23 protein-coding genes and 1 pseudogene are annotated in these 20,281 nt (G+C 43.3%); 11 read left to right on the forward strand and 13 right to left on the reverse strand.

Features of this window, described 5'->3' with window-relative positions:
- From AB204_RS09500 to AB204_RS22730, 3 genes are all read right to left on the reverse strand, one after another.
- The coding region (locus AB204_RS09500) for a toprim domain-containing protein (protein WP_047963145.1) at positions 1 to 1,216 on the reverse strand (1,216 nt) is incomplete at its 3' end.
- A 2-nt stretch (positions 1,217 to 1,218) separates the two neighbouring features.
- Positions 1,219 to 1,629 carry a hypothetical protein gene (locus AB204_RS23035; RefSeq protein WP_167336744.1) on the reverse strand — a complete coding sequence of 137 codons (411 nt, stop codon included), beginning with the start codon at positions 1,627 to 1,629 and terminating at the stop codon, positions 1,219 to 1,221.
- Complete coding sequence (locus AB204_RS22730) at positions 1,622 to 1,942, reverse strand: hypothetical protein (RefSeq protein ID WP_161796553.1); 321 nt, start codon at positions 1,940 to 1,942, stop codon at positions 1,622 to 1,624. Before AB204_RS22730 ends, AB204_RS23035 begins: the two co-directional genes overlap by 8 nt.
- Positions 1,943 to 2,003: 61 nt before the next feature.
- Here AB204_RS22730 and AB204_RS22735 point away from each other — a divergent pair, with 61 nt between their 5' ends.
- Positions 2,004 to 2,186 carry a YlcI/YnfO family protein gene (locus AB204_RS22735; RefSeq protein WP_047963168.1) on the forward strand — a complete coding sequence of 61 codons (183 nt, stop codon included), beginning with the start codon at positions 2,004 to 2,006 and terminating at the stop codon, positions 2,184 to 2,186.
- Positions 2,187 to 2,535: 349 nt separating this feature from the next.
- On the opposite strand, the gene AB204_RS09520 is transcribed toward AB204_RS22735, so the two are convergent.
- From AB204_RS09520 to AB204_RS09545, 6 genes and pseudogenes are all read right to left on the reverse strand, one after another.
- The gene (locus tag AB204_RS09520; protein WP_047963147.1) at positions 2,536 to 3,468 is read right to left on the reverse strand and encodes a hypothetical protein; all 933 of its coding nucleotides are present in this window, start codon (positions 3,466 to 3,468) and stop codon (positions 2,536 to 2,538) included.
- A gap of 18 nt (positions 3,469 to 3,486) precedes the next feature.
- On the reverse strand, positions 3,487 to 3,762 hold the full coding sequence (locus tag AB204_RS09525) for a helix-turn-helix transcriptional regulator (RefSeq protein ID WP_047963148.1): 276 nt from the start codon (positions 3,760 to 3,762) through the stop codon (positions 3,487 to 3,489).
- Between the two features lie 4 nt (positions 3,763 to 3,766).
- Positions 3,767 to 3,973, reverse strand: a complete 207-nt coding sequence (locus tag AB204_RS09530; RefSeq protein WP_053067875.1) for a helix-turn-helix transcriptional regulator — start codon at positions 3,971 to 3,973, stop codon at positions 3,767 to 3,769.
- 452 nt (positions 3,974 to 4,425) lie between these two features.
- Positions 4,426 to 5,088, reverse strand: coding sequence for a hypothetical protein (locus AB204_RS09535; RefSeq protein ID WP_047963149.1), 663 nt, complete (start codon positions 5,086 to 5,088; stop codon positions 4,426 to 4,428).
- A 1-nt stretch (position 5,089) separates the two neighbouring features.
- Positions 5,090 to 6,282: pseudogene (locus AB204_RS09540) on the reverse strand (tyrosine-type recombinase/integrase).
- 184 nt (positions 6,283 to 6,466) lie between these two features.
- Positions 6,467 to 7,330, reverse strand: coding sequence for a YicC/YloC family endoribonuclease (locus tag AB204_RS09545; RefSeq protein WP_047963150.1), 864 nt, complete (start codon positions 7,328 to 7,330; stop codon positions 6,467 to 6,469).
- A 125-nt stretch (positions 7,331 to 7,455) separates the two neighbouring features.
- On the opposite strand from AB204_RS09545, the gene rph reads away from it, so the two are divergent.
- Both rph and pyrE read left to right on the forward strand, forming a co-directional pair.
- A complete protein-coding gene (gene rph, locus AB204_RS09550) occupies positions 7,456 to 8,199 on the forward strand; it encodes a ribonuclease PH (protein ID WP_047963151.1) in 744 nt (247 codons plus the stop codon).
- A gap of 75 nt (positions 8,200 to 8,274) precedes the next feature.
- A complete protein-coding gene (gene pyrE / locus AB204_RS09555; RefSeq protein ID WP_047963152.1) occupies positions 8,275 to 8,916 on the forward strand; it encodes an orotate phosphoribosyltransferase in 642 nt (213 codons plus the stop codon).
- Between the two features lie 255 nt (positions 8,917 to 9,171).
- On the opposite strand, the gene slmA is transcribed toward pyrE, so the two are convergent.
- From slmA to coaBC, 3 genes are all read right to left on the reverse strand, one after another.
- A complete protein-coding gene (slmA, locus tag AB204_RS09560) occupies positions 9,172 to 9,771 on the reverse strand; it encodes a nucleoid occlusion factor SlmA (protein WP_047963170.1) in 600 nt (199 codons plus the stop codon).
- Between the two features lie 160 nt (positions 9,772 to 9,931).
- Positions 9,932 to 10,390: a dUTP diphosphatase gene (gene dut, locus AB204_RS09565; protein WP_047963153.1), complete on the reverse strand. Its 459-nt coding sequence runs from the start codon at positions 10,388 to 10,390 to the stop codon at positions 9,932 to 9,934.
- Complete coding sequence (gene coaBC / locus AB204_RS09570) at positions 10,368 to 11,645, reverse strand: bifunctional phosphopantothenoylcysteine decarboxylase/phosphopantothenate--cysteine ligase CoaBC (protein WP_047963154.1); 1,278 nt, start codon at positions 11,643 to 11,645, stop codon at positions 10,368 to 10,370. The genes dut and coaBC overlap by 23 nt, the downstream gene beginning before the upstream one ends.
- A 217-nt stretch (positions 11,646 to 11,862) precedes the next feature.
- Between coaBC and radC the strand changes: the two genes are divergently transcribed.
- The 7 genes from radC to AB204_RS09605 all read left to right on the forward strand — a co-directional run bounded on the left by radC (position 11,863) and on the right by AB204_RS09605 (position 17,989).
- A complete protein-coding gene (radC, locus tag AB204_RS09575) occupies positions 11,863 to 12,555 on the forward strand; it encodes a RadC family protein (RefSeq protein WP_047963155.1) in 693 nt (230 codons plus the stop codon).
- Between the two features lie 284 nt (positions 12,556 to 12,839).
- Positions 12,840 to 13,076 (forward strand): 50S ribosomal protein L28, encoded by a 237-nt coding sequence (gene rpmB / locus AB204_RS09580; RefSeq protein ID WP_047963156.1) that lies wholly within the window; start codon positions 12,840 to 12,842, stop codon positions 13,074 to 13,076.
- A gap of 11 nt (positions 13,077 to 13,087) precedes the next feature.
- The gene (gene rpmG, locus AB204_RS09585; protein WP_010847629.1) at positions 13,088 to 13,255 is read left to right on the forward strand and encodes a 50S ribosomal protein L33; all 168 of its coding nucleotides are present in this window, start codon (positions 13,088 to 13,090) and stop codon (positions 13,253 to 13,255) included.
- 163 nt (positions 13,256 to 13,418) lie between these two features.
- A complete protein-coding gene (locus tag AB204_RS09590) occupies positions 13,419 to 14,537 on the forward strand; it encodes a glycosyltransferase family 4 protein (RefSeq protein ID WP_047963157.1) in 1,119 nt (372 codons plus the stop codon).
- Between the two features lie 171 nt (positions 14,538 to 14,708).
- Positions 14,709 to 15,584, forward strand: coding sequence for a glycosyltransferase family 9 protein (locus AB204_RS09595; RefSeq protein ID WP_235428061.1), 876 nt, complete (start codon positions 14,709 to 14,711; stop codon positions 15,582 to 15,584).
- A gap of 123 nt (positions 15,585 to 15,707) precedes the next feature.
- Positions 15,708 to 16,811, forward strand: a complete 1,104-nt coding sequence (locus AB204_RS09600; protein ID WP_047963171.1) for a glycosyltransferase family 4 protein — start codon at positions 15,708 to 15,710, stop codon at positions 16,809 to 16,811.
- Positions 16,811 to 17,989, forward strand: coding sequence for a glycosyltransferase family 4 protein (locus AB204_RS09605; protein ID WP_047963158.1), 1,179 nt, complete (start codon positions 16,811 to 16,813; stop codon positions 17,987 to 17,989). The genes AB204_RS09600 and AB204_RS09605 overlap by 1 nt, the downstream gene beginning before the upstream one ends.
- 89 nt (positions 17,990 to 18,078) lie before the next feature.
- Here AB204_RS09605 and rfaL read toward each other — a convergent pair whose 3' ends face one another.
- Entirely contained in the window at positions 18,079 to 19,329 is a 1,251-nt protein-coding gene (gene rfaL, locus AB204_RS09610; protein ID WP_047963159.1) for an O-antigen ligase RfaL, read from the reverse strand.
- A 117-nt stretch (positions 19,330 to 19,446) separates the two neighbouring features.
- Here rfaL and mutM point away from each other — a divergent pair, with 117 nt between their 5' ends.
- The gene (gene mutM / locus AB204_RS09615) at positions 19,447 to 20,268 is read left to right on the forward strand and encodes a bifunctional DNA-formamidopyrimidine glycosylase/DNA-(apurinic or apyrimidinic site) lyase (RefSeq protein WP_047963160.1); all 822 of its coding nucleotides are present in this window, start codon (positions 19,447 to 19,449) and stop codon (positions 20,266 to 20,268) included.
- Positions 20,269 to 20,281: the final 13 nt, after the last annotated feature.

The raw sequence follows: 20,281 nt of genomic DNA on the forward strand, positions 1-20,281 counted from the left end.
TATAAGGGGTTTCGTATTGATCGAAGATTGCGACCATTGCGCGACACAGCTCGCTATCCGGTATGGTCTGCCATGTTGCACCGTTATAGTGATAAACCATTTCACTCTCAGGATTAACCGCTACCTTGCCGTAGCGTTCAACTAACAACGCCCCGCGCTGACTGGCTGCCATTTGTGCCAGATTGTTATTGGCCTTTTTGGGCTTCGCTTCTGTTTCCATTCGTGTTTTCTCCCCTGCCTGATATAACCCGTTGTTGAATGCCTGCTTTGCTGACTCAATGCCGTGCTTTTGGCGATAATCGTCCCAATCGGCTTTTAATGCCGTAGGCGGTAACGTCACCCAACCGTTAATCTCTATAGAGGTCTTTTCTGCCGCTATTTTGCCGACATTCTTTTTTAGCCTACCGTTTTTGTCTCGTTCGCCTTGTTCGTGCCAATCATTATCAGCAGCAATAATGATTTTCGCGTTTGGCCATTGTGTTCTGACCAATTCGGCAACGGTGAATAAATTACTTTCATCAATGGCTGCCAGCACAACGCCCTCATATAGCTGATTGACGGTTAAAGCTGTGGCGTAACCTTCGGTAATAATGAAAGTGTCCGGCGTTCCGGTGATGGGTGATAAGGGGATAAAACTGCCTTTCTTCTGCGTACCGGAAACAAGGCGTTTTTCACCGTTCGGCTTAATGATCTGAGCGCCCGTGATTGTGCCGTCTAATGTCTGAGTGACCAGCAATAACGATCCATCTTTCAATAGCCGCTGATTGGGGCATTTCAGCCCCTTTTTAGTCAGATATTGAGATTCACCCGTAACCGTGCTGGCAATCAGTGCCGCAATACGTTCAGCTATCGGCTTGGCAGCTCGTGGCTGTTTTTCAACGGTTTTTAGGTCAGGTAAAGGCGCTACCAGTACATCCGCAATTAACTTCGCTGCCGCAAAAACGGTGATCCCTTTACTTCTCGCTATCAAATCTAAACCATCACCATGATTCGGCTCATCACACTGGCGACAATGCCAGTCGCCGTGATGGTTATCATCGATAAAGTGAAAGCGATCAGTGCCGCCGCATATCGGGCAAGCGCCATGCTTACCCTTTAACGGAACGTCAATTCCACAAGCAGGCAACAGCATTTGCCAGTGACTGGCGGCGGATTGTTTCACCGCTCGGATAACATCTAACGGGTGGTTTTTTGAGTTATTATTTTTCTGACTCATGATCACTCATCCTCACCATTCACCGCCGCATAAAGTGCGTGATATACCTCGTGGTTGATATCACAGGCCAGAGAAAGTAAATCGTGTAATTCTTCCGAACAGTGTTGGCTGGCCTGTTCAAGAATGACCTCATATAAAGAGGTGCATAAACCTGCACGAAACGAGGATTGGCCTAATGGATCGCTTTCCCGGCGTATAAGGCAATTGACTAATTTATTTACCGGGTTCTGCGGGACATGTTTCAACAAATCGCGGTAAACTTCTTGATGAATGCCGTGAGCCAGTGCAATCAGGTTATTTAAATTAGTTTCGCAGCGTTCATCTTTGGCTTTTTTGGTGATAAATGTGAAAAGTGAAATTCCCAGACTTGCACGATGCAGCGCCTGTTTTAATGAGATTGGTTTCTTATTCATGACGTGCCCCCTGACGTGATACGAAGATCAGTGAGGGTATTCCCGCCAATGAACGGGCTTCATTTTCGCTGTATGCCAGTACAATAATCAGGCGGACAGGATGAAGATCTATCAGCCGCTGAGTGCCGGATGCAATTAGGAATGTAAATTTTAGGCGAGTTTGGTTAGACTGTGTGTCAGCCATATCGTAAGTCTCCTTTACGTTCTGGTTAGACGCCTCGATAGTGTTGGTAGCACTTCGGGGCGTTGCTATTTTGAGCCTTAAATGACTCAAGGTGTATTTCACTTTATCCCTGAGAGGGATATACGTCAATACTTTTTCCTGTTTATTTTTAATGTATAATGAAATACACCAAATCAAAGAGGATTCAGTAATGGCAACTGGTGCGAAGAATGCAAAATCACAAATGACTACTGTTCGCATACCACATGAAGTTATGGAAAATATGGAAAAAGTTAAAAACAATGATGAAAGCAATGCTGGTTTTATTGTTACGGCAATAAAAGGTGAGATCAAACGCCGCCAGCGCAAAGCCAAAGCATCATCTGAGCAGTAAGACCGGAAGTTAACTGACCCACAATCAGTAGAGCAGTTTACTAATTGATTTATCCAGTAACACAAATGTGCTTTACGCCAAAGGGTAGCATTCGCCGTGCTATCCTTTTCTTTTTGTGCTCCACAGAATGATGACAGCAAAGTTTGTGAGTAACAAATAGTAACCCGCAAAGTGACGGCCTCGGATAAATCAATAGCTTGCTGTAGGTGTGACTGAGCGAAAAATTTCGCCGATTGATTTATAACTACACCTCTTAAAGATATGTAGTTCTGAGATTGAAGACTCCTTAACCTCAAGGAGTCACCAGAAATAATACTCTCGCTTAAACCTATAGAATCGCTTCCGTGCATCATTTTATTTCTCTCATCTCAATACCATTAGCCGTATATCCCTGAACCCGAACGCCCTTCACACGGTGGCGTTTTTTAGTCAGAAAGCGAATGTGATCGGCATAGACATAGAGCCACTGACCATCTACAGCAATACGCTTAAATGTATTTATTGGTCGTTTTATATACTGGACAAATGGAGTTATCTTATTGTTTTTAGGCTTTTCTGTTGAGCACACCTCTTTGAATCCTTTTTCTTTATGCCGATAAATCCAAAACATTTGATATACGCCTGTAATTTGACGAGTACGGGCTTTGATGTAACCCAGTCTGTGCATAAGTTTGCTGAATTCGGCATCATTGCGGAGTAATTTACTTAAATGTTCCAACGGCTCGCGCTTCCAGCCTTTCGCCTGATAGCACTTCTCAAGTTCATGATGATGTTGCTTATTGAGGATCGTGTACTTATCTGGTTGGCTAGGGCTGCGAAACAAAACCCAGTTATCAACCGCTTGCTTCCGTTGTTTCTGCTCAATCAGTAGTGCAAACGTCGCTAATGGTGTGCCATCTTTACGAGTGTGATATTCAGAACTGATTGAAGTAATGATATTCAGGGCATAGCTATCAATATCCTTGAGCTGGACAAATCCATAATAGTTACCACTATTCAAATAGTTAACTGAGCACACCTCTGAATGATACTCATGGGATTGCTTATCCTTGCCTGTCAGCCCTGTATCACTTTCTGCATCATGAACCGATACACCAGAATTAAGCCAAACTAACCCCTGTCCATTGTGACGCAAGCCCAAATCAGTAAGTGTGAAAATACCTTTGTTAATCGATGACCAGTCGCCGGAAATAACCGCTTTGCGAATACTTAAAATATCGTTCTGGCTGTTTTCAGCGTGAGAGAGTCCCTGACCATTTAAGGCCACATTTTTAGATTGCATATTTTTACCCTGTCTTAATTAATTCGGTTTTCGGCTGTAGGGATTATTTACATTCTCTACTGTTGGCGGGTTACGTACCCACCATAAAACATCACTTAATAACCATGCACAGGAATTACGCCCAAAATGACAGCGAGGAGGAAATAAGCCCAATGTTTCTAATTTATGGCAATGACTGCGAGAAATACCGGATATTCTTTCACGTTCCATTTCTCTTATTCTTCTTTCAATCTCACCATAAACAGAAAGAATATATTTCCGCTGATCGTCAGTTGGTAATATAAATTTCGGCATTACATCACCTCACATTTCTTTTGCTGTCTACCCAGTTCCTTATTTCTTGCGCATCGAAAATAGTGATTCGGGGAGTTAGCTTTATTGGTTTAGGGAAATCGGGATCTTTAGCTCTTCTCCAAACAGTTGCTTCGCTGACTGATAAAAATTGAGCAACATTTTTAATACGGACATTACCACTCTCAGGAAAGCTATTTATTTGTTTTAACATGCGGTTACTTGTCTCTGAATGAAAGTACATGCTCCTATAGTATGGGTAAGTAACCAGCGTTTCCAGTGAGTCTGGAATCTTTTGAAAGATATACATGTTCCACTGATTTATTTAAATTCCAGTGAAAGGTTTATCCGTTGTGTTTTTATTAAAATTCAACTGGTTATTATGTTTTTTTCAGAATATAACTGACTGTTTATGATGGTTTATGGATATTTGTGGATATTTATGAATAACGATGATTATTATCGGTTTTTATTCATTAGTATTCGTTACGAGTAGGACAGCAGTACGCCAATACACTTCAGGTTATATCCATACACCTTCAATCACTTTTAAACGCTTATAAAATCTCTAACCATGGCGTTTTGAATAGAATGAAGCTGTATGAGTCTATGTGAAACGCCATGAACGGAGTGAAATGGTGAGATGAAAGAGCCGTGAGCAAAAATCTATTTTATGTAGTTAATTAAGTAAGTAATACTGCTAATGGAATTACGTATTTTTGCATAAATGGTTGATTTTGATAGCCCAGTCAGCGGAATGCCTTCTTCGTCTGCTAGTTTGCATAGCTCATTGTATATGGTTGAGATCTGAGGTTTTTCAATAGTTCCGTACGAGTGACCTACCTTCTTGGCAAGGAGCTTCACTAGTAAACCAAGCAGTATGTCAGTATTTGCTCTTTCGTCTTCTTTTCGGTGCATTCCTCTCTGATTTTTGCTTAACTCTGCTCCTTTGATTGATAGCTCCTCACCTCCCAGCCTTAACAATGTTTCTTTTCCATTATTTTTGCTGGCAATTATGGCAACCGCTCTTAAACATCTATCTTTTATTGGTTGCGGTGTTAAATCGTCATCAATCATTGGGTAGGCCAAAGCAAACATTTTATCAGCATCATGTAATGAAGAATTCCCACCTCTAAATAGACCTGATGTATTCATCCACTTTCCTATGTGACGATAATAAATATTGTAAGGTTTTTCCATTTCAGTGGGTATTTCTTGGGTTTTTAATTCAGGATCTAACCCACATAATAATAAAGCTAATTGTCTTGTGTTTAATGCTGGAGTTTTTGCTTCTCGTTCAAATATTCCTAATTTAATAAAGCTAACCACGTTATTTCCTCGTCACATTTTTATTTATTGGAGTCACGTTGTAATTTTCACCTCTTTCCAGCACCACCAGTAAATCACACCATTTGGCTAATGCTGCTTTCCGTTCATCAAAATAATCATGCCTGTTATAAATACCCTCAACGCCTTTTATGCGATGATTTAAGCAACGTTCGGCAACAAATGGATCAACACCCAAAGCGGCTAAGTGGGTTCTGGCGGTTCGTCTAAAGTCGTGAATGGTGAAGTTAGGTATATCTGACGGCAATTCTCGTCTTACTTTGGCAAGAGCAACGGATAAAGTGGTTTCCTGAATATGTGGGATCATGCGGTGCTGCATCTTTCTTGCCGGTAGAACGTATTGACTACCACAAGACATTGGCTTTAATTCCATAAACCAGTCGATAACTTGCGGACATAGAGGAATGTCTACGGCATCACCGTTTTTGCTTCGTTCCGCTGGGAAATGCCAAACACCATTAGCAAAATCGAATTCCTCCCAACGAGCCGCGCACAGTTCCATTTTACGCAGACATAGGGCAAGTAGTATCTTAAAGCTGATTTCATTCTGGCGGCTGATTGTGGATGTTCTGAACGCCCTCAGCACAATGATGAGTTCTTCTCTGGTTAGCCATCTATCGCGGGATATTTCTTTTCCACCAGCATCAGCCACCTCGAATGCTGAACAGGGATTTACATCAATGAGCTGACGCCTAATGCCATAATCAAATATGCGTCTAATCCATCGTAGAACGTCCGTTGCTATAGTAGGTGCGCCTCTATCAACGATGCTCTTTAGCATTTCATCAATATGTCGGGATGTTTCCAGCGAGGAAGTATCTGGCGTTCGAAGTATTCGGCTGCTAGCCCTGAAACGTTAACAGCGTTCTTTTCGGCTTCAATTTTCGCCAGCGCTTCGGCTTTGCGTTCTTGCTTCTCCATTGCAACGTCATAGCCTAGTGATACACGAGCTGATAATTCTTTTGTTATCTCTCTGGCCTTAGCAAGAGATATATCAATATACGAACCAAGCAATACGGATCTGCGTTTACCTGCAAACTTATACCTGAAACGCCAAACTGGATGTTTATAGTTCTCTCTGTAACTCAGATATAAGCCATTACCATCCGTTCTACCTTCGAATCTTTCTCCTGACTTTATCCATGCCCTGATCTGTTTGTCTGTGAATTTTGGCATTGAATCATCTCCTACGGCTAGAGTGGGTACACCTAAAATCATTTCTACTAGCTTAGGTGTACACCTAGGTGTACCCGATAATCATGCGCTATTGTGATTCTTTGTGCAACCTCATGATAGAACAAAAGCCAGTAATAACTTGTATTATCTGGCTTTTTGATATCTTATGAGTCTCTATGAAACCCTATTCAATATTTTGAATCTGCTCGCGCATCTGCTCAATCAGGACTTTCAATTCAATCGCAGAATTTGTCACATCCGCATTAATTGATTTTGACGCCAATGTATTTGATTCGCGGTTAAATTCCTGCATCATAAAATCCAGTCGGCGGCCGACGGCTTCTTTTTTCTTCAGGATATTACGCGTTTCTTTGACATGGGCATCCAGACGATCCAATTCTTCCGCTACATCAATGCGCTGTGCCAGCAAAAGCAGCTCTTGCTCAAGACGGTTATTCTCTAACTGAATTTGTGCTTCTTCCAGCTTGGTCTGTAAGCGTTCACGCTGCCATTGTAAGATTGCCGGCATTTGTTCGCGGACTCTAACCACTTCCACGGTGACAGCATCCAAACGCTGTTCGATAAGTGCCTTAAGTGCTTGCCCTTCGGTTTCTCGGCTTTGGATAAACGCATCCAATGCCAGATCTAATTCCGCCAGCAAGTGTGTGCTGATGGTATCTAAATCCTGCTCTTCCGCAGACATCACTCCCGGCCAGCGCAGGATATCTACTGGGTCAATTTCACCTTCACTGCTTTGTTGTTTAACCCAACTTGCCGCTTCAACCAGTTGTTTGGCCAGCTTTTCATTCAGAATTAATGAGCCTTGAGTACGGATATCCAGTTCAAAACGCAGGTTACATTCCACTTTTCCGCGAGTCAGACGGGAACGAATGCGCTCACGGATGACAGGTTCAAGGCTTCTGAATTGCTCTGGCAGGCGAATATAGGTTTCCAGGTAACGCTGATTGACAGAGCGCAGTTCCCAAGCTGCATTTCCCCAATCTGCCTTGATATCTCGCCGTGCAAAAGCGGTCATACTACGGATCATAATTCGTTCCCAATTTGTAAAATGATGGGCGGATTATAACGCTCCCTGTAGATGCAGGATAGGCATTCGCCACTTTAGGCCGTATAATGCGCCCCCAATAATGTTTTAACAACGGAGATCACACTATGAGCTTAGTAGGAAAGCGTCCAGCGGGAAGAGCAGCAGGACAGGTGCGTCCTATTAAAATGACCCGTCATTACACCAAACATGCAGAGGGCTCGGTTCTGGTGGAATTTGGGGATACCAAAGTGTTGTGTAATGCTTCCGTTGAAGAAGGAGTTCCACGCTTCCTGAAAGGTCAGGGGCAGGGCTGGATCACCGCGGAGTACGGCATGTTGCCACGGGCGACCCATAGCCGTAACGCACGCGAAGCTGCCAGAGGTAAGCAAACTGGGCGGACGATGGAAATCCAGCGTTTGATTGCACGTTCGTTGCGTGCTGCGGTGGATTTGAAAAAGTTGGGTGAGTTTACCATTACGCTGGATTGTGATGTGATTCAGGCAGATGGTGGCACCCGTACCGCCGCTATTTCTGGCGCTTGTGTGGCATTGGTTGATGGCCTGAATAAGCTGGTTGCGGATGGCAAGCTGAAAGAAAGCCCACTGAAAGCGATGGTTGCGGCAGTGTCTGTCGGTATCGTTGAAGACGAAGGCCGTTGTGATCTGGAGTATGTCGAGGACTCTGCGGCTGAAACTGATATGAACATTGTCATGATGGATGATGGCAGAATGATTGAAGTGCAGGGCACGGCGGAAGGGGAACCGTTCAGCCATGATGAACTGCTCTCACTGCTCTCTCTGGCTAAAGAGGGATTGGCAACTATTTTTGAAGCGCAGCGGGAAGCCTTGGAACAAGATCCATTAAAATAATAAATTTATCAGGCGGCTGAACAGTCGCCTTTTTTATGCCTGCAATAGAGAAAAAATCAAAGAGGAGAAACTCCAATGAAAGCCTATCAGCGCGAATTTATTGAGCTGGCCCTGAAAAAACAGGTGCTGAAATTTGGCGAATTTACGTTGAAATCAGGTCGCAAAAGCCCATATTTTTTCAATGCGGGTTTGTTTAATACCGGACGTGATTTGGCGTTGATTGGTCGTTTCTATGCAGCAGCACTGCTGGATAGCGAAATTAAGTGTGATTTGCTGTTTGGGCCGGCTTATAAAGGCATCCCGATTGCGACCACCACTGCTGTGGCATTGGCGCAATATCATGATATCGATATGCCTTATTGCTTTAACCGAAAAGAAGCTAAAGATCATGGCGAAGGCGGATCGCTCGTTGGTAGCCCACTGCAAGGCAATGTCGTCGTTGTGGATGATGTCATTACGGCAGGTACGGCGATTCGTGAATCGATGGAAATTATTAAGCAGCATGGTGCAACACTGTCTGGTGTGATTTTGTGTCTGGATCGTCAGGAACGTGGGCGTGAGACGCTTTCAGCTATTCAGGAAGTTGAGCGTGACTATCATTGCCAGGTTTTTTCCATCATTACTTTGAATGACTTGGTAAGTTATTTGCGTGAAAATCCGGAAATGCAATCTCATCTGGAAGCGGTGGAAGCTTATCGCAAAGAGTACGGTATCTGACGGTGTAAGCGTTAGTCGTTGGTAAGAGTAAATAGTAAGACCAGATGAAAAAAATCCCCTCGCCCAAGGGTGGGCGGGGTGAGTAGTAGAAATGGTATCCGCACATTACACACTATATGGTTCTGATTGCGATACCATCATTGAGTGGCTTTACAGCGAACTCAACTAGCTGGACATGTTAACACAACTTACTGAAAAAACCGCACGTTATCATCATTTCCTATATTCATATAGGAAATTAGGCACAGTGATAAGCTATTGCAGTTGGGTCAATATCAATGGCCAGCGTATTTCAAACTCGGTTGTTGGGCGATAGCGAAATTCAGAGCGGACAAAACGGGAGAGCATCCCTTCACAAAACGCCAGCAACTGTGATGCCAATATGGTCTCATCATAATTGAACCCCTGACCATCACGGATTTTTTTCTCTTTTAAGATCTGACGAAGCTGTGCTTCAATTCGATCAAATAGCTGGTTGATGCGGCTTTGTAGCCTATCCTGTTCGAACATCAGCGCATGACCAGTCATGATGCGGGTTAAGCCAGGGTTTTTCTCCGCAAAGCCTAAAATTAGGGTTAGGATTAACCGAATGCGGGTAATGGTGTCTTTTTCATCTTGCAGGATCAGGTTGATGCGTGAAATTAAGGAGTCTTCAATAAACTCAATCAGGCTGTCAAACATCCGGGTTTTGCTGGGAAAATGACGGTAAAGTGCTGCTTCAGAAACACCAATGCTTGCGGCAAGTTTTGCCGTAGTAATACGCTGGCTGCCATCACTGGATTCCAGCATATGCGCCAGTGCCTGCAAAATTTCCTCACGTCTGTTTTTCTTCTTTGTACGTTCTTTTTCTGCCATGTCTGATAAGACCCCTGCTAAAACAGCAAAAACAAATCCAGCTATTTCTCGCCACAATGTCATTCCTGAAAGAGGTGATTGCTGGCAAAAACAGCTTCAGGAAAAACATTGTGGGCAAAAAATATGAAAATCGGTTGACGGTATCAGGCTCTATGGAAAGTTATTGACGACCGGAATGACCAAAACCACCAATACCGCGTTTACTGGTTTCGAAGTCTTCAACCAAATTAAATTCAGCCTGTACAACGGGCACGAAAACCATTTGGGCGATACGCTCGCCTGGTTCGATGGTGAATGTTTTATCACCACGATTCCACACTGAAACCATCAATTGCCCCTGATAATCGGAGTCGATAAGACCGACCAAATTACCCAGAACAACGCCGTGTTTGTGACCTAAACCAGAGCGAGGAAGAATAACCGCAGCTAATTGTTCATCTGCGATATGGATAGCGATTCCGGTTGGCAGAAGTTCAGTCTGGCCGGGAGCCAGTTCCACTGCGTTATCCAGACAAGCACGTAAATCTAAACCCGCAGAGCCAGGTGTAGCATAAGTCGGTAAAGGAAAATCTTGCCCGATGCGGGAATCAAGGATTTTAACGTCGATTTTTTTCATCATAGCGTTTGAATATCTCGTCTAATAAGCGGTGGCTGAGTTGTAATTTACCACTGTGGGGTAAATGAACGCTACCATCATGCCAGAATAGATGTAGTGCATTGGTATCACTGTTGAAACCGTGTCCGGTCAGGGATACATCGTTCGCGCAAATCAAGTCAAGATGCTTTTGCTTGAGTTTTCCGCGGGCGTATTCTTCCACATTCTGGGTTTCGGCTGCAAATCCAACGACAAATGGACGATTTTTTTCCATTGCGGCAACGCTCGCTACAATGTCTGGATTTTTGACGAGTGTAAATGTGACTTCATCACCCTGTTTTTTGATTTTTTCGGTCGCTATTTGCTTGAAACGGTAGTCAGATACGGCTGCGCAGCCAATGAAAATATTTTGTGAAGCTGCTGTCGCCTGAACCTGTTCATGCATTTCCAGTGCACTGGTTACATCAATGCGTTTGACGCCTGATGGTGTCGGTAAATTAACCGGGCCGGTAATCAATGTGACTTCTGCGCCACGTTCTGCCGCCGCTTGTGCGATGGAAAAACCCATTTTCCCTGAACTGTGATTGCTGATAAAACGAACGGGGTCTAAGGCTTCACGGGTTGGCCCAGCGGTAATCGTTATGCGCAAGCCAGAAAAATCCTGCCGGGTGTTCACTTGATTAGTGTTGAAAACTTGATTAGTGTTGAAATGTTGCGTTGCGAGTTCGACAATCGCCATGGGCTCCAGCATTCTTCCTGGCCCAACATCACCACATGCCTGACTGCCTTCATCCGGCCCCCAAATTAATACATTACGCTCTTTAAGCACGTCCAGATTATGTTGGGTTGCCTGCGCTCGATACATCTGTTGGTTCATTGCGGGAGCGACAGCAATAGGGGCTGCGGAGGCCAGACAGAGAGTGGTAACTAAATCATTTGCCATCCCTGCGGCCAGACGAGCGAGCAGATCTGCTGTAGTTGGAGCGAGAATGATTAAATCAGCCCACTTTGCCAGTTCAATATGCCCCATTGCGGCTTCGGCTGCTGGGTCTAGAAGATCATCGGAGACGGGATGACCTGAAACAGCCTGTAATGTGAGCGGAGTGATAAAGGCTTCTGCGGCGGGAGTCATGGCGACGCGCACCTGTGCCCCGCGGTCACGTAAACGGCGTACCAGTTCGGCTGTTTTGTAAGCGGCGATGCCTCCGCTGATACCGAGGACGATTTGTTTACCAGAAAGCTGATTCCCAGAAAGTTGTGTGCCGGAAAATCCTGTCATTTTGATTGTCCAGATGTAAGTTGCAATTCCTTAAGATTCTACCATAAGAAAATATTGAGTTGAGAATCTGGCCTATTTAGCTACTCGAAAATGACAAGTTTGCGAAGCGTTGCGCAAGCCATGAAAATGAGGCTGGCGATGATTTTTTCATCATGGGATAGTGAATACGTGAATGTGAGTACGTGAATTTTGGATGAATTATTGAGGGGAGGGGTATATGGATATCACGATGATGGAGAAAAGTGATGAATTGCATTCAAATCTTGCTCCCCGGGAAAAGCTGCTGGCTTATGGTGCGGTTTCTCTGACGGATGCTGAGTTGCTGGCTATCTTTTTGCGTACAGGCACCAGAGGTGTTCCTGTTGTGCAAATGGCGGATTATCTTTTGAAATCATTTGGCTCGCTTTACCATCTGCTATCTGCTGATTATGCCGACTTTTGTTCACATAAGGGCATGGGGGCGTGTAAGTATGTCCAATTGCAGGCGGTATCTGAACTGGCAAAACGTTTTTTCTCCAGTCAGTTTGTTCATGAAGATATCATGAGCAGCCCTACGATGACTCAAAATTATTTGCAGGACTTGTTGTCTTGGCAGGATCGGGAAGTATTTGTAGTACTGTTTTTGACGAATCAGAATAAAGTCATCTGCCATGATGAAATGTTTAAAGGAACGATAAACAAAGTTGAAGTTCATCCGCGTGAAATCGTGAAACAGGCGGTTAAAGTTAATGCAGCATCAATCATTCTTGCCCACAATCACCCTTCCGGCAATCCAGAACCGAGTCTGGCAGACAAATTAGTGACAGAAAAAATTATTGAGGCTTGTGACTTAGTTGGTGTTAAAGTTTTGGATCATATCGTCATTGGTAAGCAATATTGTGTTTCATTTATGGAAAGGGGCTGGATTTAATACGGTTTTTTCACTATACGATCAGATCTTAGTTGTTCGGGACTTGAGCATAAACGAATGAGGGCGTATACTACGCCACCTTTGAGGATCTTGGGTTTGACGAGAAGAGCCTATCTCAGTAAGTTTTTTACTGAGAAAATGTGAATCTTTTCAGTGCGTTCTTTCCGGTAAAGAATAAAGGCATTTTTTTAGTAACGAAAATGTGCTGAGATGGGCTCCTAAGCCTGACGAGGCGGTCACACCCAATACAAAGCTCGAGCTGATTTGATTTTTGGAGAATAGACATGTCCCGAGTCTGCCAAGTTACTGGCAAACGCCCGGTGAGTGGTAACAACCGCTCCCACGCATTAAATGCGACTAAGCGTCGTTTTCTGCCTAACCTGCACTCTCACCGTTTCTGGGTTGAGTCTGAGAAACGCTTTGTAACTCTGCGTGTATCTGCTAAAGGTATGCGTGTGATTGACAAAAAGGGTATCGATACAGTTCTTGCCGAACTGCGTGCCCGCGGTGAGAAGTTCTAAGGAGCTGAAAAATGGCTAAAGGTATTCGCGATAAAATTAAGCTAGTTTCTTCTGCTGGTACTGGTCACTTCTATACCACTACGAAGAACAAGCGTACTATGCCTGAAAAACTGGAAATGAAAAAATTCGATCCAGTTGTTCGTCAGCATGTAATGTACAAAGAAGCTAAAATTAAATAATTTTAGTGGATTAAAAAAACCCAGCATTATGCTGGGTTTTTTTATATCTGTTTGTCAATAGCGCCTCAATAGCCTGAGGGAAATCAGGTTATGCGTGGACGTCATACACTGTTCGGTTATACTAACGCGTTTTTAATGCTTAACCGTCAGGCGTGACTCTAAAATGGCTAAAAAGACCTTGAATATCTTACACACAGAATCATCGTGTGGTTGGGGAGGGCAGGAGATTCGTATCCTGACCGAATCTCAGGGCATGATGCAACGTGGTCACCATGTCGTTATCGTTTGTTGTCCAACTTCAACCCTTCACCGTGAAGCCCACCATTATGGTGTACCTGTCATTGCGTTGCCGATTGAAAAAAAACGCCTTTCTTGCTTACGGGCAATGCGTCGTTGGCTAAAGACAGAAGGCCGTCGATTTGATGTAATCAATACGCATAGTTCCACGGACTCCTGGCTGGTAGCTGCGGCATGTGCCACATTAAAAGATACGCCTGCGATAGTCCGAACCCGCCATGTTTCAACCCATGTTTCAACATCTATAGCAACTCGTTGGTTATATTTGGGCTCTTGTCAGCATATTGTGACAACCGGGGAAAAATTGCGTCAATATCTGCATTCTCATAATGCTTATCCACTTTCTCATATGACTTCTGTACCAACAGGGATCGATTTGACGCGCTTTCATCCTGAAAACAAGCAGCAGAGCCGTGAGCGTATTGGCATCGAAAACAAGCCTACGCTTGGTATTGTTGCTACGATGAGAACTTGGAAAGGACATCGTTATTTACTTGATAGTTGGAAAATCCTGCACCAACGCTATCCAGACTGGCAGTTATTGTTTGTGGGGGATGGCCCTCAGAGAAAGAATTTAGAACCCTATGTTCATCAGGAAGGCTTGACTGAGAGTGTTATTTTCCTTGGCAATCGCCAGGATGTTCCTGATTGTTTGAATGCGATGGATATATTCGCTTTGCCTTCTTTCGGCAATGAAGGTGTGCCACAAGGCATAATGCAGGCGATGGCATGTGGATTGCCTGTCGTATCTACATCAGTGGGAGCGATTGCAGAGGCAGTGATTGATGGAGACACAGGATTTATTATCGAACCCAAAGATGTTGAACAATTAACAGAAAAATTGGATTTGTTAATCAGTGATGAAGAGCTGCGTTTACAAATGGGGAATGCGTCATTAAAGCGGGCCACTGACTTATTTGGTATGGATAATATGTTAGAAAAAATGGAGTCTATTTTTTATCGTAGTATGGATAGTAAGCGATGATATTTTTTTAACCATATGAAACATATTCAATTTAATTTCATATGGCTATCACGTTTATTTATCGTTAAATAGAACACCCAATCGCTTTGTTGTATAGTGCTTCGTTATTCAGTCTTTGTTATATAGCGCTTTCAGGCCAATGCTTGAATTAACAACTTAATGTTCATTATTATGCAACCCCAAAATATTTTAATTATAAATATTGCTCGTTTTGGTGATACCTTACTGGTGACGCCCGTCATTCGTGCATTGAAAGCAAAGTGGCCGAAAGCAAACATTGATATATTTGCGCATAAAAAAACAAAAGAAATCCTTGAAAATATACCGGAAATAAACGAATTAAAGGCTTTTTCGAAAGGAAAGGCCAAGTGGAGCGGATGGTTTTCTCGTCGGAATTATGATTTGGCCTTGGTATATAGCAATGATAAGCCATTGTTACAATACGCCAAACGTCAAGCAAAATTAACGGTGTATTTTTCGCCTATCTCTGATGCAAAATCCAATGAGTACACTGTGGCGAAACCGCAGGAACTTATGCCAGCGCAGCAAGAACGCGCTTTATTGATTAATGCTCTTGGGGTTGAGGTAACTGATTGGCGCTTGCAGTATTGTATGAGCCTGAGTGAAGAGGAATATGCCAGAGATTTTCTTCGGAGGCAGGGATTAAAACAGCAATTGAAAATTGGTTTTCAGCTACAGAGTTTTCCGGCAAAAGCCTACCGTGATTGGCCTGTAGAACACTTTTACGAATTGGCCCAACGTATTTATCGCGATTACCCGCATGCGCATATTTTACTGTTGGGCAGTAAAGATGGTGAAGAGAGTGCGCGAACGCTCGCTGAAAAACTGGGAACAAGCAGATGTTCATCGTTGGCGGGCAAAACGACAATGCGCCAGAACGCGGCAATAATGAGTCAGCTTAATTTATACGTTGGTGTTGATACTGGAACGACTCATCTGGCGGGAGCATTGGGGATACCCATGGTTGCCGTTTCCATCCCGGCCGTTTTCTTCTCGCTCCTCAGCAACACTCCAAATTGGCAGTAATTGAACATCCGGCAGATTACAATCAGGCAACCCGGAAAGATACAATGTCAGCAATATCGGTGGATCAAGTTTGGTGTTCTGTTCAGAACTTGCTGGAAAGCGAATGAAAGGATAATGAATAAAATGAAAATAGGATTTATCGATGTGACTGTTACCATGTCGTATGGTGGCATTCAAACTGCAGTTTGGGAGTTGGCTAAGGCTCTGACGGATGCTGGGCATGAAATCCATATTTTTGGTGGTACGGGTGATGTTCGCCCAACATTAGGTGGACGAGATATCCATGTTCATACTTTCCCGTTTGTTCCCAGAGAAAGAGTGCTTAATATTGGGCGTCGTTTTCAACGCATTGTTGAGCGCTATTCTTTTGCCCGTCATGCCCGCGAAGCTGTTATTGCCGAGAATTTTGATTGGGTGATTTTGACCAAACCCTTTGATTTCTTCTGGCCTGGAATGATGCCTGAAACATCCCCCACTAAATTTTGCTATATGAGTGGTGGAACCAGTTTTTTTAAAGGGGATAGGCTATTAGGTAAGAAAATATCTGCATGGGTTGCCTGTAGTCATTTCAATGCCTGGCAAATCCAGCATCACTTTAAGCAATTTCCAAGCGTCATTTATAATGGCGTGGATATCGATAAATTTAAACCTGCTGACTCTGGAGTTCGAACTCGATTAGGCATCAGTGAAGAGACATTCCTGTTAACGTTTGCTGGCAGGTTGGTGGGCTGGAAAGGAATGAAAGTAGCCATTGATGCAATAGCTTTACTGCGGGATAAAGATGTAAAGTTATTGATCATTGGTGCAGGTGACGATTTGAAACTGCTGGAAAAACGAGTTTCTGCATTGCAATTGGAAGAATCTGTCATTTTTCATCCACCTGTTGGCCATGATCAATTACCTGAATTTTACGCTGCGGGGAACGCGGGTATTTTCCCCAGCATTGGCGATGAGGCATTTGGTATCACTATTGCTGAAGCGATGGCATGTGGGCGTCCTGTGATTGCCAGTTATATTGGAGGAATACCTGAGGTAGTTGGTAATGAGAATCAAGCTGGTATTCTGGTAACCCCTGGCGATGCCTCGGCTATTGCCGATGCGGTTAATCATCTCTTGTCTCTACCGGATAGAGGACAAGAGATGGGCAAATATGCCCGTCAGAGGATTGAAACGATGTATACTTGGGAACATTCAGCGAATCGCTTATTAAACGCTATCAAAAAATAATGAAAATTGCGTATATTGATCCTTACCCTGTCCCGGATTATCGGGTTGCATCACTGCAAATTTTGCAGAATGTAGATGCTTTTACCCGTCAGGGCCATAATGTTTGCTTGATTACCCCAAAAGGCCAAAGTCAGGTTGAGGAGATTCTTGGGCGATCATTACCACCTGCATCAGAGCTAATTGCCTTACATAATATACGCAGAAAATGGTATTTCCCTTTGAATACTCAGAAACTGTTTTATATTCAGGTTTCTCGCTGGCTCAAAGAAAATCAGGTTGATGCTGTTTTTACCCGCAATATAAAGATGGCGAATTACCTGTTGTGTAATCACCCGAGTATTCCTCATTTTTTTGAAAGCCACGAAGTATTTGCGCAATCATTCAAAGAGTCCCATGATCTGGTCAGCCGTAGAAACCAGCGTAAATATCAGAAACTGAGAAAAATTGAACAGCAGGTTTATGAATGCTCTACGGCTGTTTTTGCTCTGACCTCACTATTGCGTGAAGATATTTACAAGCAGTATGGTGTCAAAACGCCTATTGTTGTGGCACCTGATGGCGTTGATATGCTGGCGGTTGAATCTACTAAACAGATGCTTTCTGACAGAGAACATAAAACAGGGATTCCAACTCAGGTGCTTTATTTAGGCAGTTTACATCGCTGGAAGGGGGTTCCTACCGTAATGAAGGCGATGTCTTATCTTGATAATGTTGTGTTGAATATTGCTGGTGGGACTTCTGAGCAAATTGAACGATTACGACAAATTGCCAAACAGATTGGCGTAAATGATAAGGTTAATTTCCTTGGTTTTGTTCAACCTAAGAAACGCTTTCAGGTTATCGCTGATAATGACATTTGTGTTCTACCACTAACGAAAACCAGTATCGGCAGTCGTTACACCTCCCCTCTCAAGCTTTTTGAATATATGTCCATGGGGAAACCCGTGGTTATTTCTGACTTTCCTTCTATTCGCGATGCTGTTGATGAAAAAGCAGTAAATTTTGCTGATAGTGAGAATGCAGAAAGTTTTGCGGAACAAATCCAATGGCTGATTAATAATCCCGCTGAAATGAAAGCAAAAATTGAGCATTCGCAACGACTGGTTGCGGAACGTTTTAACTGGGATCAACGGGCTAAGTTGATTACCAAAGTGATGGCGGAAAAATTGTTTCAGTGACACCTAGTTTCAGTGATCACCTAATTGAACTAAGAAACATATAAAACCAGACCATGCTACTCGTTGTGCATGGACTGGTATTTTGTTGATTAATTTATTTTCTTTTCGATTGTTTTTTTGTTATACAACGCAATTATTAAGCCAAATAAGATACCTATCTCATTGATATAGGCGTTTTCAAAAGCGCCCCTGACAATGAACAAGCTAATGAAAGCTGTTAGAAGGATAAGTGCCGCTTGCCGAGTGACACCACTGTGTTGGCGAATGATTCGGCTTCCCGTCAGTAGTGCTGAGACTATCATCACGAGTGTTATTATCAGGCCGAGAATGCCTGCGGAGAACCAAAGAGATAAAAAGACATTATGTGGGCCAATTGAATTTCTAAATGTCCAATCAGGATAGTCTGCCACTCGGCTATTATAAACCTGATGATAAACTTTATTGCCAAAACCATATCCCTTGACGGGGTTTTCCATGATTAGAGACCATGCTGAGCCTTGAGTACCGTTGCTATAGCGATAACTACTGTCTGTCTGGGTTAGTTTATGGATCAGTAACCGGGTATTTGAGTTAGATGCAGTTACCCAGTGTGTGGCACCAGCCAATAATCCCAAACATATTACAGCGGTGAGAGTGAGTTTCCACTCTTTGTTAATCGTGATGATAAATACAGTCGCTACCACAATGGCAACCCAGGCTCCACGAGAAAGTGTTCCAAGCAGCAAGAATAGACTAATCGCTGAGGCGATAATCAAGAGTGACCAACTTAGCAGTGAGTGTTTTTTCCATAACGCCCAACTACATAACAATACAGGGAAATAAAAAATAAACCCGTAGGAAAATTCACGGTGATTGTAATTTGTAAATGGTATTTCCCCCGTTGCGTGGTAGTTGATGATGTATTTCACAATGTCTGCCAGTGAAATAGCGATCATCCCGATGATAAACGTAACCAGAATCATCTTCGCAATGCGTTCTTTGCTCTCTTGATACAGCACAATGGGGAAAGTAAAACTGAATAGTAATAATCCATTTAAGATAGGTTTGTTCATTTCTTTGAAACTCAAAGCAGGGTCAATTGAGATCCCAACAGAATAGAGCATCGCCAGAACAAACAGTAAAATGGATAAGAATAAATGACCCCGTAGCGAATTCACTACTTGGAGAAAGTCTTTTACCAAATAGTATAGTGCTGTTATACAGATCAGGATCATGACAAGATTTTTATATCTTGTGATATCAGGCAGATAAACAAGAATAATATACAGCCCAACAATGGATAAGTTCCATAAGGACTTCTTGCTGTTAATTATGGCAAAGCTATTTTTTATATTAAGCATAGTGATTAATCTATTTTCTCAACTATCCCAACCAAATTTGGCTGCAAATAATACATGAAAACGGTATTGTAATCTGCTGAGATGTGATGTCGTAGACAATTTATTCAAGGAGTCGGTATGCCGGAGCTACCAGAGGTGGAAACCAGCCGTAGGGGGATTGAACCTCACTTGGTTGGTAATGTAATCCAATATGCCGAGGTCAGAAACTCGCGTTTGCGTTGGCCTGTTGCCGAGCAAATCATGAAACTTTCAGATACGCCCGTACTCAGTGTTCAGCGTCGGGCAAAGTACTTATTGCTTGAGCTGCCTGAAGGCTGGATTATTATTCATCTGGGTATGTCGGGCAGTTTACGTATTTTGTTAGATGAATTTCCGCCGGAAAAGCATGATCATGTCGATTTGATTATGGCCGATGGTAAAATCCTCCGTTATACCGATCCCCGGCGTTTTGGTGCATGGTTGTGGAGTGACAATCTAAACGAGTGTTCTGTACTGGCTCATTTAGGCCCTGAACCTCTTTCTGATTTGTTTGATGGTGAATACCTTTATTCCCTTTCCCGTAACAAAAAGACAGCTATCAAACCCTGGCTAATGGATAACAAAGTTGTTGTTGGTGTTGGAAATATTTATGCCAATGAAGCGTTGTTCGTTGCGCGTATCTTGCCTGAACGTCCCGTAAATTCACTGACGCAGCAGGAGGCCTATTTATTGGCCGATATCATTAAACAGATCTTGCAACGTTCGATAGAACAAGGCGGAACGACGTTGAAAGATTTTCTGCAATCTGATGGTAAACCGGGATATTTTGCTCAGGAATTGTTTGTTTACGGCAAGAAAGGCGAACTTTGCCCGCGATGTGGCGGAGAAAGTGGTGAGAAAATTGAAAGTGTAAAATTGGGGCAGCGCAGTACGTTTTTTTGTCGCCAATGCCAGCATTAAAGCGGCTTGGGGG

The organism is Xenorhabdus khoisanae, from assembly GCF_001037465.1.
GTDB lineage: Bacteria > Pseudomonadota > Gammaproteobacteria > Enterobacterales > Enterobacteriaceae > Xenorhabdus > Xenorhabdus khoisanae.

Bases quoted from the DNA above. Each gene is read 5' to 3' on its own strand.
- AB204_RS23035 (WP_167336744.1), bottom strand. From the start codon at position 1,629: ATGAATAAGAAACCAATCTCATTAAAACAGGCGCTGCATCGTGCAAGT.
- AB204_RS22735 (WP_047963168.1), top strand. From the start codon at position 2,004: ATGGCAACTGGTGCGAAGAATGCAAAATCACAAATGACTACTGTTCGC.
- AB204_RS09520 (WP_047963147.1), bottom strand. From the start codon at position 3,468: ATGCAATCTAAAAATGTGGCCTTAAATGGTCAGGGACTCTCTCACGCT.
- AB204_RS09525 (WP_047963148.1), bottom strand. From the start codon at position 3,762: ATGCCGAAATTTATATTACCAACTGACGATCAGCGGAAATATATTCTT.
- AB204_RS09530 (WP_053067875.1), bottom strand. From the start codon at position 3,973: ATGTTAAAACAAATAAATAGCTTTCCTGAGAGTGGTAATGTCCGTATT.
- AB204_RS09545 (WP_047963150.1), bottom strand. From the start codon at position 7,330: ATGATCCGTAGTATGACCGCTTTTGCACGGCGAGATATCAAGGCAGAT.
- rph (WP_047963151.1), top strand. From the start codon at position 7,456: ATGAGCTTAGTAGGAAAGCGTCCAGCGGGAAGAGCAGCAGGACAGGTG.
- pyrE (WP_047963152.1), top strand. From the start codon at position 8,275: ATGAAAGCCTATCAGCGCGAATTTATTGAGCTGGCCCTGAAAAAACAG.
- slmA (WP_047963170.1), bottom strand. From the start codon at position 9,771: ATGGCAGAAAAAGAACGTACAAAGAAGAAAAACAGACGTGAGGAAATT.
- dut (WP_047963153.1), bottom strand. From the start codon at position 10,390: ATGATGAAAAAAATCGACGTTAAAATCCTTGATTCCCGCATCGGGCAA.
- coaBC (WP_047963154.1), bottom strand. From the start codon at position 11,645: ATGACAGGATTTTCCGGCACACAACTTTCTGGGAATCAGCTTTCTGGT.
- radC (WP_047963155.1), top strand. From the start codon at position 11,863: ATGGATATCACGATGATGGAGAAAAGTGATGAATTGCATTCAAATCTT.
- rpmB (WP_047963156.1), top strand. From the start codon at position 12,840: ATGTCCCGAGTCTGCCAAGTTACTGGCAAACGCCCGGTGAGTGGTAAC.
- rpmG (WP_010847629.1), top strand. From the start codon at position 13,088: ATGGCTAAAGGTATTCGCGATAAAATTAAGCTAGTTTCTTCTGCTGGT.
- AB204_RS09590 (WP_047963157.1), top strand. From the start codon at position 13,419: ATGGCTAAAAAGACCTTGAATATCTTACACACAGAATCATCGTGTGGT.
- AB204_RS09595 (WP_235428061.1), top strand. From the start codon at position 14,709: ATGCAACCCCAAAATATTTTAATTATAAATATTGCTCGTTTTGGTGAT.
- AB204_RS09600 (WP_047963171.1), top strand. From the start codon at position 15,708: ATGAAAATAGGATTTATCGATGTGACTGTTACCATGTCGTATGGTGGC.
- AB204_RS09605 (WP_047963158.1), top strand. From the start codon at position 16,811: ATGAAAATTGCGTATATTGATCCTTACCCTGTCCCGGATTATCGGGTT.
- rfaL (WP_047963159.1), bottom strand. From the start codon at position 19,329: ATGCTTAATATAAAAAATAGCTTTGCCATAATTAACAGCAAGAAGTCC.
- mutM (WP_047963160.1), top strand. From the start codon at position 19,447: ATGCCGGAGCTACCAGAGGTGGAAACCAGCCGTAGGGGGATTGAACCT.